Annotated in this window: 12 protein-coding genes; 5 read left to right on the top strand and 7 right to left on the bottom strand. The window is 69.6% G+C overall.

Annotated elements, in window-relative coordinates:
* Positions 1 to 3: 3 nt before the first annotated feature.
* From purE to CBM2586_RS02655, 5 genes are all read right to left on the bottom strand, one after another.
* Positions 4 to 501 (bottom strand): 5-(carboxyamino)imidazole ribonucleotide mutase, encoded by a 498-nt coding sequence (purE, locus tag CBM2586_RS02675; RefSeq protein WP_115686749.1) that lies wholly within the window; start codon positions 499 to 501, stop codon positions 4 to 6.
* A 168-nt stretch (positions 502 to 669) separates the two neighbouring features.
* Positions 670 to 1,578: a phosphoribosylaminoimidazolesuccinocarboxamide synthase gene (locus tag CBM2586_RS02670; RefSeq protein WP_115662952.1), complete on the bottom strand. Its 909-nt coding sequence runs from the start codon at positions 1,576 to 1,578 to the stop codon at positions 670 to 672.
* A 230-nt stretch (positions 1,579 to 1,808) separates the two neighbouring features.
* On the bottom strand, positions 1,809 to 2,873 hold the full coding sequence (gene fba, locus CBM2586_RS02665; protein WP_115662953.1) for a class II fructose-bisphosphate aldolase: 1,065 nt from the start codon (positions 2,871 to 2,873) through the stop codon (positions 1,809 to 1,811).
* Positions 2,874 to 2,923: 50 nt separating this feature from the next.
* Positions 2,924 to 4,360, bottom strand: a complete 1,437-nt coding sequence (gene pyk / locus CBM2586_RS02660) for a pyruvate kinase (protein WP_115662954.1) — start codon at positions 4,358 to 4,360, stop codon at positions 2,924 to 2,926.
* A 91-nt stretch (positions 4,361 to 4,451) separates the two neighbouring features.
* On the bottom strand, positions 4,452 to 5,648 hold the full coding sequence (locus tag CBM2586_RS02655) for a phosphoglycerate kinase (RefSeq protein WP_115662955.1): 1,197 nt from the start codon (positions 5,646 to 5,648) through the stop codon (positions 4,452 to 4,454).
* A gap of 424 nt (positions 5,649 to 6,072) precedes the next feature.
* Between CBM2586_RS02655 and CBM2586_RS02650 the strand changes: the two genes are divergently transcribed.
* Both CBM2586_RS02650 and CBM2586_RS02645 read left to right on the top strand, forming a co-directional pair.
* A complete protein-coding gene (locus CBM2586_RS02650) occupies positions 6,073 to 7,176 on the top strand; it encodes a helix-turn-helix transcriptional regulator (RefSeq protein ID WP_115662956.1) in 1,104 nt (367 codons plus the stop codon).
* Between the two features lie 100 nt (positions 7,177 to 7,276).
* Complete coding sequence (locus CBM2586_RS02645; protein WP_115662957.1) at positions 7,277 to 8,413, top strand: helix-turn-helix transcriptional regulator; 1,137 nt, start codon at positions 7,277 to 7,279, stop codon at positions 8,411 to 8,413.
* Between the two features lie 34 nt (positions 8,414 to 8,447).
* Here the strand turns inward: CBM2586_RS02645 and CBM2586_RS02640 are convergent, their stop codons facing one another.
* Positions 8,448 to 9,464 (bottom strand): Bug family tripartite tricarboxylate transporter substrate binding protein, encoded by a 1,017-nt coding sequence (locus tag CBM2586_RS02640; RefSeq protein WP_115662958.1) that lies wholly within the window; start codon positions 9,462 to 9,464, stop codon positions 8,448 to 8,450.
* 184 nt (positions 9,465 to 9,648) lie between these two features.
* Positions 9,649 to 12,660, bottom strand: a complete 3,012-nt coding sequence (locus CBM2586_RS02635; protein WP_115686748.1) for a DEAD/DEAH box helicase — start codon at positions 12,658 to 12,660, stop codon at positions 9,649 to 9,651.
* Between the two features lie 183 nt (positions 12,661 to 12,843).
* On the opposite strand from CBM2586_RS02635, the gene CBM2586_RS02630 reads away from it, so the two are divergent.
* The 3 genes from CBM2586_RS02630 to waaF all read left to right on the top strand — a co-directional run bounded on the left by CBM2586_RS02630 (position 12,844) and on the right by waaF (position 15,194).
* Positions 12,844 to 13,764: a branched-chain amino acid transaminase gene (locus CBM2586_RS02630; protein WP_115662959.1), complete on the top strand. Its 921-nt coding sequence runs from the start codon at positions 12,844 to 12,846 to the stop codon at positions 13,762 to 13,764.
* A 94-nt stretch (positions 13,765 to 13,858) separates the two neighbouring features.
* Complete coding sequence (locus tag CBM2586_RS02625; RefSeq protein WP_010812205.1) at positions 13,859 to 14,053, top strand: zinc-finger domain-containing protein; 195 nt, start codon at positions 13,859 to 13,861, stop codon at positions 14,051 to 14,053.
* 118 nt (positions 14,054 to 14,171) lie between these two features.
* Positions 14,172 to 15,194 (top strand): lipopolysaccharide heptosyltransferase II, encoded by a 1,023-nt coding sequence (waaF, locus tag CBM2586_RS02620; protein ID WP_115662960.1) that lies wholly within the window; start codon positions 14,172 to 14,174, stop codon positions 15,192 to 15,194.
* The last annotated feature ends 10 nt before the right edge of the window (positions 15,195 to 15,204 follow it).

The following is a 15,204-nucleotide window of genomic DNA, read 5'->3' as shown; positions in this document are numbered from 1 at the left end:
GCATTACAGCGGCAACGTCATGGCGCGCGCGGCTTCGGTCTGCTTCGCGCGGAAGGCTTTCAGCGCGGCAGCCAGCGCGTCGTCGGTAGTCGCCAGCGTGGCGATGGCATGCAGCGCGGCGTTGGCCGCGCCGGCTTCACCGATGGCGAAGGTGGCCACCGGCACGCCCTTGGGCATCTGCACGATCGACAGCAGCGAGTCCTCCCCGCGCAGGTACTTCGACGGCACCGGCACGCCGAACACCGGCACGATGGTCTTGGCGGCGATCATGCCGGGCAGGTGCGCGGCACCGCCGGCCCCGGCGATGATGGCGCGCAGGCCGCGGCTGCGCGCGCTCTCGGCATACCGGAACATGTCGTCGGCCATGCGGTGCGCGGACACCACCTGGGCTTCGAACGGCACGCCGAAATCCTTCAGCATGGCCACGGCGTGCTGCATCACGTCCCAGTCGGAACTGCTGCCCATGACGACGCCGACCAATGGCTTGTCTTGCTTGCTCACGTTTGATCCTTGCTTGTTTGCTCCCCTCTCCCGCTTGCGGGAGAGGGGCCGGGGTGAGAGCCATGCGCCTCTCGACGCGTGGTGCCTTGCTAAACCACCCCTCACCCTACCCTCTCCCCATGCGGGGAGAGGGCAACACCGTCGGCTCACGGGAAGCCGGTGGAAACCTTACTTCAATTCTTCACCCGTCAGGCGCGTCAGCGCCTCGCGGTACTTCGCGGCGGTCTTCTCGATCACGTCTTCCGGCAGCTGCGGCGCCGGCGCGGTCTTGGGCCACGGCTTGCCGTCGATGCGCACGGCTTCCAGCCAGTCGCGCACGAACTGCTTGTCGAACGACGGCGGGTTGGTGCCAACCTGGTACGAATCGGCCGGCCAGAAGCGCGACGAGTCGGCGGTCAGCACTTCGTCCATCAGCGTCAGCACGCCGTTGTCGTCCAGGCCGAACTCGAACTTGGTGTCGGCGATGATGATGCCGCGCGTGGCGGCGAACTCGGCCGCTTCCTTGTACAGGCGGATCGAGATCTCGCGCATCTGGCGCGCCAGCGCGATGCCGATGCGGGCTTCGACCTCGGCGAACGAGATGTTCTCGTCGTGCTCGCCCATCTCGGCCTTGGCCGCCGGCGTGAAGATCGGCTCGGGCAGCTTCTGCGCGTTCTGCAGGCCCGGCGGCAGCTCGATGCCGCACACCTTGCCGGTGGCCTGGTAGTCCTTCCAGCCGCTGCCGGCAAGGTAGCCGCGCACCACCGCCTCGACCAGGATCGGCTTCAGGCGCTTGACCACCACCGCGCGGCCCCTGACCTGCTCCACTTCATCCGCGGCCACCACGGTCTCGGGCGCGATGCCGGTCTCGTGGTTCGGCACGATATGCGCGAGCTTGCGGAACCAGAAGTTGGCCATCTGGTTCAGCACGCGGCCCTTGTCGGGGATCGGCTCGCCCATGATGACGTCGAACGCCGACAGGCGGTCGGTGGTGACGATCAGCAGCTTGTCGTTGCCGACGGCGTAGTTGTCGCGCACCTTGCCGTGGCCCAGCAGCGGCAGCGAGTTGATGGAGGACTGGTAGAGAGCGTTGGACATGATGTAGTTGGCGAATCGCCGTCCGGTTTGCTCCCCTCTCCCGCTCGCGGGAGAGGGGCTGGGGGAGAGGGGGAGCGCATCAACGGGCGCCGTGGCACGGGCAACCGCCTGCCCTCTCCCCCGACCCCTCTCCCGCAAGCGGGAGAGGGGAGAAAACAATCTGGGGCTTCGTGCGGTAGCGAAGCCCCAGGCGCCAGCGTCGGCCCCGCCGAAGCGGGGTCAGTCACTGCTTACTGCACAACCTGGGCAAGCTTGCCCGACTTGTACTGGCTGGCGATATCCGTCAGCGCGACCGGCTTGATCTTGCCGGCCTGGCCTTCGCAGCCGAACGCGAGGTAGCGCGCCTTGCACACCTGCTTGGCGGCCTCGCGGGCCGGCTTCAGGTATTCGCGCGGATCGAACTTGCTCGGGTTCTCGACGAAGAAGCGGCGGATCGCGCCGGTCATGGCCAGGCGGATGTCGGTGTCGATATTGATCTTGCGCACGCCGTACTTGATCGCTTCCTGGATTTCCTCGACCGGCACGCCGTAGGTTTCCTTCATGTCGCCGCCGAACTTGCGGATCTCTTCCAGCAGTTCCTGCGGCACCGACGACGAGCCGTGCATCACCAGGTGGGTGTTGGGGATGCGCGCGTGGATTTCCTTGATGCGGTTGATCGCCAGGATATCGCCGGTGGGCTTGCGGGTGAACTTGTAGGCGCCGTGCGAGGTGCCGATGGCGATGGCCAGCGCGTCGAGCTGGGTGGCCTTGACGAAGTCGGCGGCCTGCTCGGGATCGGTCAGCAGCATCGAGTGGTCCAGCTTGCCTTCGGCGCCGATGCCGTCTTCCTCGCCGGCTTCACCGGTTTCGAGCGAGCCCAGGCAGCCCAGTTCGCCCTCGACGGTCACGCCGATGGCGTGCGACAGCTGCACCACCTTGCGGGTCACGTCGACGTTGTAGTCGTAGTCGGCCGGGGTCTTGCCGTCTTCGCGCAGCGAGCCGTCCATCATCACCGACGAGAAGCCCAGGTCGATCGCGGCCTGGCAGATCGCCGGCGACTGGCCGTGGTCCTGGTGCATCACCACCGGGATGTGCGGATAGGCTTCGACCGCTGCCTCGATCAGGTGTCGCAGGAAGTGCTCGCCGGCGTATTTGCGGGCGCCGGCCGAGGCTTGCATGATCACCGGAGCGTTGACCTCGTCGGCCGCCTGCATGATGGCCTGCACTTGCTCGAGGTTGTTCACGTTGAAGGCCGGCAGGCCGTAGCTGTTCTCGGCTGCGTGGTCCAGCAGCTGGCGCATCGAAACGAGTGGCATGTCTAACTCCTAAATGAAAATGGGATGTCTCGGTATTCTTCTGTCGGCGCTCAATGTCCCACCCTGACGATCTTCAGGGTGTTGGTACCGCCCGGCTGCCCCATCGGCTCGCCGATGGTCAGCACGATGAAATCGCCCCGCTGCACCACGCCCTGCGCCAGCAGCAGCTCCTCGGCCTGCTCCAGCGCGGTATCGCGGTCGGTGCTGGACTGCAGCGGCAGCGGCACCACGTTGCGGTAGAGCTGCATCTTGCGTTGCGACGCCAGGTTGGGCGTCATCGCGTAGATCGGCACATGGATGCGGTGCCGGCTCATCCACAGCGCGGTCGCGCCGGAATCGGTCAGCGCCGCGATCGCCTTCACCTGCAAATGATAGGCGGTGAACAGCGCCCCCATCGCCACCGACTGGTCGATGCGCGAGAAGGTCTGGTTCAGGAAATCGGTGTCGAGCTGAACCACCTCGGACTTCTCGGCCTCGATGCAGACCGCGGCCATGGCCTCGACGGTCTCGACCGGGTAGCGGCCGGCGGCGGTCTCGGCCGACAGCATCACGGCGTCGGTGCCGTCGAGCACGGCGTTGGCCACGTCCGAGACCTCGGCGCGTGTCGGCACCGGGTTGACGATCATGCTTTCCATCATCTGCGTGGCGGTGATGGTGAGCTTGTTGGCCTCGCGCGCCAGCCGGATCATGCGCTTCTGCAGCGCCGGCACGGCGGCGTTGCCGACTTCCACCGCCAGGTCCCCGCGCGCCACCATGATGCCGTCGGAGGCCTGCAGGATTTCTTCCAGCACGCCCGGATGGATGGCCTCGGCGCGCTCGATCTTGGCGATCATGCGGGCCCGGTGGCCGTGCGGCTGGCCGGCCACGGCGGCCAGCTGGCGCGCCATTTCCATGTCGGTGGCGTTCTTGGGGAAGCTGACCGCGAGGTAGTCCGCGCCCAGGGCCATGGCGGTCTTGATGTCGTCCATGTCCTTGGCCGTCAGCGCCGGCGCCGACAGCCCGCCGCCCTGGCGGTTGATGCCCTTGTTGTTGGACAGCTCGCCGCCGACGCGCACGGTGGTGAAGATCTCGTTGCCGAGCACGCGCTCGACCACCAGCACGATCAGGCCGTCGTTGAGCAGCAGCAGGTCGCCCGGGCCGACGTCGCGCGGCAGGTCCTGGTAGTCCAGGCCGGCGCGCTCTTCGTTGCCGAGCTTGCAGTTGGAATCGAGGATGAAGGGATCGCCTGCCTTGAGCAGGACCTTGCCGTGCTCGAACTTGCCCACGCGGATCTTGGGGCCCTGCAGGTCGGCCATGATGGCGACCTCGCGCCCGCATGCCTGCGCCGCCTCGCGCACCAGCCGGGCGCGGTCGAGATGGTCCTGGGCGGTGCCGTGCGAAAAGTTCAGCCGCACCACGTCGACCCCCGCCGCGATCATGCGCGTCAGGATTTCCAGCGAGCTGGAGGCGGGGCCGATGGTGGCGACGATCTTGGTGGAACGGGTCATGCGGGGTTTCCTGGTTTCAGCGCTCGATGGGCCGGCGGCCGGTTGGCGCGACCGGCGGGCCGACGGCTCCGCCAGGCGCGGGTCGGATGCGTCAGCCTGCGGCGCGCTGCTCCAGCACTTCGAAGGCGGGCAGCGCCTTGCCTTCCAGGAATTCCAGGAACGCGCCGCCGCCGGTGGAGATATAGCCCACGCGGTCGGCGATGCCATACTTGGCGATGGCGGCGAGCGTGTCGCCGCCGCCCGCGATCGAGAACGCCTTCGAGGCGGCGATGGCCTCGGCCAGCACCTTGGTGCCGTTGCCGAACTGGTCGAACTCGAACACGCCCACCGGGCCGTTCCAGACGATGGTGCCGGCGGCCTTCAGTTGCTCGGCCAGCAGCGCGGCGGTCTTCGGACCGATGTCGAGGATCATGTCGTCGTCGGCCACGTCCTTGACGTCCTTGACGGTGGCCGCGGCGGTTGCGCTGAATTCCTTGGCGCAGACCACGTCGACGGGAATCGGTACCGAGGCGCCGCGCTTGGCCATGATGTCGATGATGGCCCTGGCGTCGCCGACCAGGTCGGCTTCGGCCAGCGACTTGCCGATCTTCAGGCCGGCGGCCAGCATGAAGGTGTTGGCGATGCCGCCGCCGACCACCAGGTTGTCGACCTTGTCGGCCAGCGACTTCAGGATGGTCAGCTTGGTCGAAACCTTGGAGCCGGCCACGATCGCCACCAGCGGGCGCGCCGGCTGGCCCAGGGCCTTGCCCAGCGCGTCGATCTCGGCGGCCAGCAGCGGGCCGGCGCAGGCGATCGGGGCGTATTTGGCGATGCCGTGGGTAGTGGCTTCGGCGCGGTGCGCGGTGCCGAAGGCGTCGTTCACATAGACATCGCACAGCCGGGCCATCTTCTGCGCCAGTTCGTCGCTGTTCTTCTTCTCGCCCTTGTTGACGCGGCAGTTTTCCAGCAACACCACCTGGCCGGGCGCCACCTCGACGCCGTCGACCCAGTTCTGGACCAGCTTGACCGGCTTGCCAAGCAGCTCGGACAGGCGCGCGGCGATCGGCGCGAGCGAATCCTCGGGCTTGAACTCGCCCTCGGTCGGGCGGCCCAGGTGGGACGTGACCATCACCGCGGCGCCCGCGTCCAGGCAGGCCTCGATGGCGGGCACGGAGGCGCGGATGCGGGTGTCTTCGGTGATGTGGCCGGCGTCATCCTGCGGCACGTTCAGGTCGGCACGGATGAACACACGCTTGCCGGAGAGTTTGCCTTGGGAGATCAGATCGGAAAGACGCAGGACAGAGGTCATGACGGTGGATGGCGCGAGATTTCGCTGCGGACTCGGGGAAACCGGCATTTTACCTGAACGCGATCGGGGCTTAGCCGAATCCGGACCGGGGCGGGCGACGATGCGTCCCCGAAGGCACAAAGCGGCTCGCGATGCCGCCTCCATGGCCGTCGGTGGGCAGCGCGCCTTGCCCGCTCCCCACCAAAGAAGGGGCGCTCGCGTTTTCCGCGAGACCCCCAAGTGCGGTAATGTACGCAACGTCTGCTACAACAGACACGCAATCACGCCAGAGCCGGTCTACCAACGGCCAAGAACAGCGGCGGCGACAAGAGGCTGACACGACGGCCCACGACAAGCAGCCAGAACAACAAAGCATGCCGGGGCGCGAGCGGACGCACCACCGGCGTCGCGCATTATTTTGTCGCGAATGCAAGGGGTAAGTCAGATGAATGAAGCCGACATGCACGGAGCCATCCGCGGCTTGTACGAGGGCATTCTGGATCCGGGGGCCTGGCAGGACAGCCTGCGCGCCCTGACCGGGCTGGCGGGGGCGGCACATGCCTCGATGATGGTCTGGGATACGGTGCGCGACCAGGTCAGCGTCAACGAGATCGTCAACCCGGTGGTCGAGCTGTTCACCGAATACGAATCGGATTACCAGGCGATCGACCCGGCCAAGCAGTTCGCGCCGCGCATGCGCCCGGGCGACTGGTATATCGACGCGCGCGAACTGGGCGAAGGCACCATGGCGCGCCATCCGTTCTACCGCGACTTCTTCTACCGCTATGGCCTGCGTTCCTACGTGGCGTGCCTGGTGGAGCGCCAGCCGCATTACGAAGTCTATTTTTCGATGCAGCGCGCGCGCCGGCAGCCGCTGTTCTCGAGTGTCGACACCGGCGGCATGGACTGGATCATCCCGCATATGCGCAGCGCCATGGCAATGCGCGATCGCACCCTGGGGCTGACGGTGCTGGCACGGCTGTCGACGCAACTGGTGGAGCGGCTGAATTTCGCCCTGCTGGTGTATTCGCCGCAGCGCCAGGTGTTGTTGTGCAACCGCGCCGGCGAACGCTGGGCGCGGCGGCTGGACCCGGCCGGCAAGGTCTCGGAGTGGACCCTGTCGCGGCCGTTCGCCGACATGGTCCAGGCCGCGTGCGACCCGCGCCACGCGGTGGCCGCGCAGGCGGCGCGCGCCACCAGCAGCGACGCCAGCGCGCAGGTGATCGTGCTGCCGCTGCCGCCCTCGCACGCCTTTGCCGCGCAGTGGCAGGAACCGGCCGCGCTGGTGATCGTGCACGAGCACGACCGCGCGCCGCTGTTGCTCGGCCCGGTGCTGCGCGACCTCTACGGCCTGACGCCGGCCGAGACCCGGCTGAGCGTGCAGCTGGCCCACGGCCAGGGCCTGCCCGAAGCCAGCCAGCAGCTCGGCATCCGCCACGAGACCGCGCGCTCGCAGCTCAAGGCGGTGTTCAACAAGACCGGCTGCAGCAGCCAGGCCCAGCTCACGCACCTGCTTTCGCGCCTTGGCGCGGCGCTGGAACAGGCCTGAACACACCATTCCCTCGCAGCCGGCGGTGCCGCTGTGGCGGCACGCGCGCTGCCACGCGGGTAAAGTGCTAAAAATACAAGAAGTAAAAAGAAGGGAAGCCATGAGCGACACACAGATGCACGACACCATTCGCGCGCTGTACGAGGGGATCTTCGACGCCGAGGCCTGGCAGCGCAGCCTGGGCGCGCTGTGCCATGCCAGCGGCAGCAGCCACGCGCACCTGCTCGTGCTCGACACCGTGCACGAGCGCGTGCTGGTGCACCAGGAGGTCAACCCGATGCCCGAGGCTGTCGCCGCCTACCGCGAGCAGTTCGCCGCGATCGACCCGGCGCTGCCGTTCGCGCGTCGCATGGCGGTGGGCAGCTGGTATATCGATTCGCGCGAACTGGGGCCGCAGGTCATGCGGCAGTCGCCGTTCTATGGCGAGTTCCTGCGTCCGATCGAACAGTCGTCGGTGATGGCCTGCCTGATCGAGCGCCAGCCGCACTACGACGTGTTCCTGTCGCTGCAGCGCCCGCATGGCCATGACCACTACTCGCCCGAGGATGCGCGCGCGCTCGACTGGGCCATCCCGCACCTGCGCCAGGCCATGGCGCTGCGCGAGCGCACGCAACAGGTGTCGGCGCTGGCGCATGCGTCGTCGCAGCTGATCGAGCGGCTGCCGTTCGGCGTGATCGTGTTCCGCGACGATGGCAAGCCGCTGCTGGCCAACAGCATCGGCGAAACCTGGGTGCGCCGGCTGCTGCCGGCGGTGTCGATCGAGAGCGGCGCCGCGGCGCCGCTGGCCGCGCGCGAGGATGGCGCCTGGACCCTGTCGCGCCCGTTCGCGGACACGCTGCGCGCGGTCGGCAGCCCGGCCAGCGCGCAGCCGGCGCAAGCGCTGCGCGCCGTTGACAGCGCGGGCCGGCAGGCGCAGGTGATCCTGCTGCCGCTGCCCCCGGCGCATCACCTGGCGCTGGACTGGCAGCGCCCCACCGTGCTGGTGGCGATCCACGAGCCGGGCGCCGCGCCGATGACGCTGCCGACGGTATTGCGCGACCTCTACGGCCTGACGCCGGCGGAGATCCGGCTGGCGCTGCAATTGTCTTCGGGCATCGGCCTGCCCGAGGCCTGCGAGCTGATCGGCATCCGGCGCGAGACCGGACGCACCCAGCTCAAGGCGATCTTCACCAAGACCGGCACCGGCACGCAGGCGCAACTGGCCCACCTGCTGACGCGGCTGGGCGTGCGCGCCTAACCGCGCCGGCAAGCTCCAGCCGCGCCGGGGCGGATCAGTCGACCGACGCGCCCACGGTCTTGACCACCCCCGCCCACTTCTGGCGGTCGGCCTTCACCGTGGCCTTGAACTGCTCCACGGTCTCGACCCGCGGCGTGTTGCCGGCATCGATCAGCTTCTGGCGGATCGCCGGCGTTTCCAGCGCCACCTTGACCGCGTCATTGATCTTGCGCGCGATCTTCGGGTCCAGCCCCTTCGGCCCGAACAGGCCGAACCAGATGGTGCTGTTGAAGCCGGGCAGGCCGCTTTCGGCAATGGTCGGCACGTCGGGGATCACCTGCACGCGCTGTTTGGTGGTCACGCCCAGCAGGCGCACCTTGCCGGCGCGGTACTGCGGCAGCACGCTCTGCACCTGGTTGAAGATGCAGCAGACCTCGCCCTTCACCACCGCCTGCAGCGCGTCGGGGCCGCCCTTGTAGGGCACGTGCACCATGTCCAGGCCGGCGCGCGCATTGAACTCGGCAAACGCCAGGTGCGTGCCGGTGCCGTTGCCGGTCGAGGCAAAGTTGTACTTGCCCGGGTTGGCCTTGACCTTCTCGATGAATTCCCTGACCGACTTGACGTCGAGCACGGCCGGGTTGACGGTGAGCACGTTGGAGACCTCGACCAGCGGCGCGATCGGGGTGAAATCGGCATCGGCATCGAACGGCAGGGTCTTGTACAGCGCCGGGTTGATGCCATGCGTGGCGGCGGTGCCCAGCAGCAGCGTGTAGCCGTCCGGCTTCGCGTGCGCCACCACCTCGGAGGCAACGTTGCCGCCGGCGCCCGGCCGGTAGTCATAGACGATGGTGGTCTTCAGGGACTTCTGCAGCGATTCCTGCAGCGTGCGGCCGACGATGTCGACCCCCGAGCCGGCGGTAAAGCCCATCAGGATCGTCACCGGCTGCGTCGGCCATTCGCCCTGCGCATGGGCGGGCAGGCTGACCGTGCCCAGGGCGGCGGCGCACAGCGCGGCCACGCGGGCGGCGGAACGGAAGGACAAGCGCGGAAGCAGGCGGGACGAGTCAGTCATGGGGGCACCGTCGGTGAATGTCAGCGAAAAAGCGGCCCGGCGCGGCGGACCGGCGCGATGGCCGGGGTCTGAGCCCCGGGCCAGCGCAACAAGATAGCAAGGTTCCTGCCAAAACCAAACGACTGAGTTTGCCTGAAGGTATGCCGTGCGGGCATATGGCAACCACCTCAGCGCCGCCTGCGCTTCAGCGCCGCAGCAGCCCCACCAGTTCGTCGACATCCGGCAGCGGCGCGGCGGTGCCGGCCGCGCTGTCGTCGTCGGCCTCCAGCAGGCCGTCGGCCAGCGCGCGCTTGTCGCGGTGCAGCTCGACGATGCGCTCCTCGATGGTGCCCGCATTGATCAGCCGGTACACCGTGACCGGGCGCTGCTGGCCGATGCGGTGCGCGCGGCCCATGGCCTGGTCCTCGGCCGCGGGGTTCCACCACGGGTCGGCGATGATGACGTAGTCGGCCGCGGTCAGGTTCAGGCCAAAGCCGCCGGCCTTCAGGCTGATCAGGAAGACATCCCCCTCGCCCGCCTGGAACGCGGCCACGCGGCGCGTGCGCTCGGCCGCGGGGGTGGCGCCGTCCAGGTATTGCAGCGCCAGCCCGGCGCGCTCCAGCCCCTGGCGCAGCAGCTGCATGAAATCGACGAACTGGCTGAACACCAGGGTCTTGTGGCCGCTCGCGGCCAGTCCGCTGGCCAGCTCGACGAAGGCGCGCAGCTTGGCGCCTTCGCTCAGTTGCCCACTCACTTCGGGCGTGACCAGGCGCGGATCGCAGGCGGCGCGGCGCAGCCGCATCAGCTGCGCCAGCACGTGCAGGCGCGCCTGCGCCTGGTGCTGGGCCTGCGCCAGCGCCCGCGCCCTGGCACCGGCGGGCGCATCGCGGCTGGCCTTGCGCGCGGCCTCGATGCGTGCCAGCGCGGCCTCGGCCTCGGTCTGGGCCTGGCGGCGCAACGCCTCGTAGTGCGCGGCCTCGACCGGCTCGGGCTCGACCCGGATCACCAGCTCGGTACGCGGCGGCAGTTCGTCCAGCACCTGCGCCTTGGTCCGGCGCAGCACGAACGGCGCGACCATGCGGCGCAGCCGCAGGCGCGCCTCGCGGCTGCCGGCGCGTTCGATCGGGTTGGCGAAATGCTCGTTGAAGCGTGCCAGCGAGCCCAGCAGGCCCGGATTGCAGAACCGCATCACCGACCACAGCTCGGCCAGCCGGTTCTCCACCGGAGTCCCGGTCAGCGCCATGCGGAAGCCCGACGGCAGCGCGAACATCGCCTGCGCGCGCCGCGTGACCGCGTTCTTGAAGGCCTGGGCCTCGTCGGCCACCACGGTGTGCCACGTGCGCGCGCAGAAGTCCCGGCTGGCCTGCTGCAGCAGCGTGTACGAGACGATCACCACATCATGCGGCCCGGCGTGCGCCAGCAGCGCGTCGCGCTCGCCCTCGGCATAGACATGGACCTTGAGCGTGGGCGCGAAACGGCGCGCCTCGGCGGCCCAGTTGCCGCACACCGAGGTCGGCGCGATCACCAGCGCCGCGCCGCCGCCGGCGCGCGCGACCAGCACCGCCAGCGCCTGCAGGGTCTTGCCCAGGCCCATGTCGTCGGCCAGGCAGGCTCCCAGGCCGGAAGCGGCCAGCGTCATGGCCCAGCGGTAGCCGGCTTCCTGGTAGGGACGCAGCTCGGCCGCGAGCGTGGCAGGCAGCGCGATTTCGGTCTCGCGCGCGGCGCGCAGCCGGGCGATGCGCGCGCGGAAATGCGCGTCGGGATCGACGCCCGCGCCGGCCAGCACGTCGTCCAGCCAGGGCGTGGCCGTCTGCGGCACGCGGATGCCGTCTGGCACCCGCTCGCCCATGCCGGCGAGGTCGCGCAGCCGGCCCCGCAGCGCCTGCGTCAGCGCCACGTAGACGCCCTGCCCCATCGGCACGAAGCGCCCGGCATGGCTGCCGGTCCAGTCGATCAGCTTGCCCAGTTCCAGCACCAGCCCTTCGGCCACGCGCAGCTCGCCCGCCAGCCGGTACCACGCGCCGCGGCTTTCGATCTGCACGCCCAGCTGCGGCAGGTCGGCGGGCAGCACGCGCAGTGCCTTGCCGCGCGGCCATTCGACCGCCTGCACCGCGGGCAGCGCCGGCAGCGCCTCGACCACCGCGAGCGCGTCCTCGGGATGGTCCAGCGCCCAGGTGTACTCGCCCCCCGGCGGCGCCAGCGCCACCAGCTGCGGCAGCGCGGCGAAGACCTCGGCCACGCTGGCGAGTTCGGCGTCGAGGTCGCGCTGCGTGGACAGGGTCTCGCCGCGCACCGTCGCCATCAGCCGTGCGCGCCCGGCGCCGGGCGCCAGCCGCGGCCCCAGCGGGCCCAGCGGCGTCACCACCAGCCGCAGCGAGATGCCGCGCCCGACCGGCGCCACTTCGGCGCGCAGCCGCGCCTCGGCCTCGACCGCGCGCGCGCCGGCGGCGGCATCGGCCTGGATCTGGAACTGGCCGGCCAGCGCGCGCAGGGTCTGGTCGAGCCGGGCGTGGCCTTCCTCGGGAATCGCCAGGCCGTTGCCGATCAGCCGCGCGGCCTCGAACTGCGCCGGGGTATAGCGGATCAGCCGCAGCCGGTGCGGGCCGTCGCGCAGCAGCGTGAACTGGCGCAGCGCCTCGGCCTCCTGGCGCGCGGCGGCGGGCAGCAGCGCCTCCAGCGCGGGCGCCTCGCGCACCGGCGGGAACAGGCGCAGCACATAGCGGCCGGCGCTGCGCACCGCCTCCAGCGCGGGCGTGTCCTCGACCACGTCGAGCGTCTGCGTGGGCGCGTGCGCCAGCACCACGCCCGGGTGCCCGGCCAGCGCGGTCAGCGCCATGGCGCGGTCGAGCACATAGCGCCGGTGGTGCGAGGCATCGCGGCGGATGGCGCGCGCCACGCGCGCATCCCACGGCTCGAGCCGGTCGTCCTCGGCGATGCGCGCCAGCGGCACCGGCCGGGGCTTGCCCCAGCCCTTCGGGCCGCGCACCTGCTCGAGCGGCTCGATCGTGCCGGGCGCGCCGTCGGCGTCCAGCGTCAGCGCCCACAGCAGGCGCCGCGCGGGCTGGGCCACGCCAGCCGCGGCCTCGGGAACGGCGCCTGCAAGGGCGCGCAGCGCCTCCAGCGCCTGCTGCCAGCCGGCCTCCGGCGTCGGCGCGCCAGGGGCGTCCGGTGGCGCGTCAGGCTGGCGGTCGGGACTGGAATGTGGGCTCGGAGGCACGGCTTGCGGGGAAGGTCGGTGGACGGGCGCGGGCCCGCCCAGGCGGCACGCCGCCGCCGGCGCGGCGACAATGCCCGGAAAAAGCGCATTCTAGACCGCGGCGGCGCCCGCGCCGCGTTGTGACCCATGCCCCCGGGGCTTACAATATCGTTTTTGCTATTTCACGGCGCAGGGAGAACGGACATGTCGATGGCGGATCGCGACGGCAAGATTTGGATGGACGGCAAGCTGATCGAGTGGCGCGACGCCAAGATCCACGTGCTGACGCATACGCTGCACTACGGCATGGGCGTGTTCGAGGGCGTGCGCGCCTACAAGACGCCTGCCGGCACCGCCATCTTCCGCCTGAAGGAACACACCCGCCGCCTGTTCAACTCGGCCAAGATCTTCCAGATGGCGATGCCGTTCGACGAGCCCACGCTGGAAGCCGCCACGCGCGAAGTGGTGCGCGCCAACCACCTGGAATCCTGCTACATCCGCCCGATCGTGTGGATCGGCTCGGAAAAGCTGGGGGTCTCGGCCAAGGGCAACACCATCCACGTGGCCATCGCGGCGTGGCCGTGGGGCGCCTACCTGGGCGAGGAAGGCATGGAGCGCGGCATCCGCGTGAAGACCTCGTCGTTCACCCGCCACCACGTCAACGTGTCGCTGGTGCGCGCCAAGGCCAGCGGCTACTACATCAACTCGATCCTGGCCAACCAGGAAGCCACCGGGCTGGGCTATGACGAAGCGCTGCTGCTCGACACCGACGGCTACGTCAGCGAAGGCTCGGGCGAGAACGTCTTCATCGTGCGCAACGGCGTGATCTACACCCCGGACCTGGCCTCGTGCCTGGACGGCATCACCCGCGACGCGACCCTGACCATCGCGCGCGACCTGGGCATCGAAGTGCGCGAGAAGCGCATTACCCGCGACGAGATGTACTGCGCCGATGAAGCCTTCTTCACCGGCACCGCCGCCGAAGTCACGCCGATCCGCGAGCTGGACGACCGCATCATCGGCGAAGGCCGCCGCGGCCCGGTGACCAAGCAGATCCAGGACGCCTTCTTTGCCGCCGTCGGCGGCACCGACGAAAAGTACAAGAAGTGGCTGACGCTGGTCTGAGTACCGGCCGGCAGCCCGCGTGCCAGTCGCCCGCCCCCGCGGGCGCGGCACGATCCTTGTTTTGACGAACACCAAGCTCATTCCCCGCAACACCATGACGCAAACCGCGACCATCATCGAAATCGGCGCCGAAGACATTCCGCTGCACTGCCCGACCGCCAACACCCCGGCCTGGAACTACCATCCGCGCGTGTTCCTCGACGTGGCCGACACCGGCGAAGCCAAGTGCCCGTACTGCGGCACCGTGTACAAGCTCAAGCCGGGCACCGTGCTGAAGGGCCACCACTGACCCGAGCCGCCTGCCATCGCACCACCCTGACGCTCCGGGCCGCCCACAGGCGCCCCGGAGCGCTGGCGTTGCCGGCGCCCGCGCCGCTGCGCCCGTGCCGGCTCCTTGCGCCCCTTCCATGAAGAAAGCCCTCGTCATCGCCCCCAACTGGATCGGCGACGCCCTGATGGCGCAGCCGCTGTTCGCGCTGCTCAAGGCGCGCCATCCGCGCCTGGTCATCGACGCCCTCGCGCCCAAGTGGGTCGCGCCGGTGCTCGCGCGCATGCCGGAAATCGGCCGCGTGTTCCCGTCCGACCTTGCGCACGGCAAGCTGCAGCTGTCGGCGCGGCTGATGTTCGCGCAGCAGCTGAAGAACGAAGGCTATGACCTCGCCTACGTGCTGCCGAACTCGCTCAAGTCGGCGCTGATCCCGTGGCTGGCCGGCATTCCGCTGCGCATCGGCTATCGCGGCGAAGCCCGCTTCGGCATGCTCAACGTGCGCCACGCCAATCCGCCGCGCGACCACCGCCCGCCGATGGTGGAGCACTACGCCCGCCTCGCGCTCAAGCCCGGCGCGCGCCTGCCCGAGCACCTGAGCGAGCCGCGCCTGCGCGTGGACCCGGCGCGCGTGGCGGCCACCGCCGAGCGCTTCGGCCTGGCCCCGCACACGCGCGTGATCGCGTTCTGCCCGGGCGCCGAGTTCGGCCCGGCCAAGCGCTGGCCCGCGGCCCATTTCGCCAGGCTGGCGCAGATGCTGCGGCGTTCCTACCCGTACGCGCAGATGATCACGCTGGGCTCGGCCAAGGACGCCGAGATCGCCGCCGAGATCGTCAGCGAAGCCCCGTTCGTGCGCAACCTGTGCGGCCAGACCTCGCTCGACGACGCGGTCGACCTGCTGGCGCTGTCCGAAGCGGCGGTCTGCAACGATTCGGGCCTGATGCACGTGACCGCGGCGCTGGGCCGGCCCCAGGTGGCGGTGTACGGCTCGAGCGATCCGCGCCACACGCCGCCGCTGTCACAGGCAGCGAGTATCATGTGGCTGCAGCTGGAGTGCAGTCCGTGCTTCAAGCGTGAGTGCCCGCTGGGGCACCTGCGCTGCCTGAAAGAGATCGAACCGGAGATGGTCTTCGTCGAGCTGCGCAAGCTGCTGCACCGGCCCTGACTTCCCTGCC

Origin of the sequence: Cupriavidus taiwanensis, from assembly GCF_900250115.1 — a bacterium.
Classification (GTDB): domain Bacteria; phylum Pseudomonadota; class Gammaproteobacteria; order Burkholderiales; family Burkholderiaceae; genus Cupriavidus; species Cupriavidus taiwanensis_B.
Note: the sequence above shows the minus strand (reverse complement) of the source record. Positions and strands in the feature narration are given on the sequence as shown.

Coding starts and splice junctions, on each gene's coding strand:
- CBM2586_RS02670 (WP_115662952.1), bottom strand. CDS start 1,578: ATGTCCAACGCTCTCTACCAGTCCTCCATCAACTCGCTGCCGCTGCTG.
- fba (WP_115662953.1), bottom strand. CDS start 2,873: ATGCCACTCGTTTCGATGCGCCAGCTGCTGGACCACGCAGCCGAGAAC.
- pyk (WP_115662954.1), bottom strand. CDS start 4,360: ATGACCCGTTCCACCAAGATCGTCGCCACCATCGGCCCCGCCTCCAGC.
- CBM2586_RS02655 (WP_115662955.1), bottom strand. CDS start 5,648: ATGACCTCTGTCCTGCGTCTTTCCGATCTGATCTCCCAAGGCAAACTC.
- CBM2586_RS02650 (WP_115662956.1), top strand. CDS start 6,073: ATGAATGAAGCCGACATGCACGGAGCCATCCGCGGCTTGTACGAGGGC.
- CBM2586_RS02645 (WP_115662957.1), top strand. CDS start 7,277: ATGAGCGACACACAGATGCACGACACCATTCGCGCGCTGTACGAGGGG.
- CBM2586_RS02640 (WP_115662958.1), bottom strand. CDS start 9,464: ATGACTGACTCGTCCCGCCTGCTTCCGCGCTTGTCCTTCCGTTCCGCC.
- CBM2586_RS02630 (WP_115662959.1), top strand. CDS start 12,844: ATGTCGATGGCGGATCGCGACGGCAAGATTTGGATGGACGGCAAGCTG.
- CBM2586_RS02625 (WP_010812205.1), top strand. CDS start 13,859: ATGACGCAAACCGCGACCATCATCGAAATCGGCGCCGAAGACATTCCG.
- waaF (WP_115662960.1), top strand. CDS start 14,172: ATGAAGAAAGCCCTCGTCATCGCCCCCAACTGGATCGGCGACGCCCTG.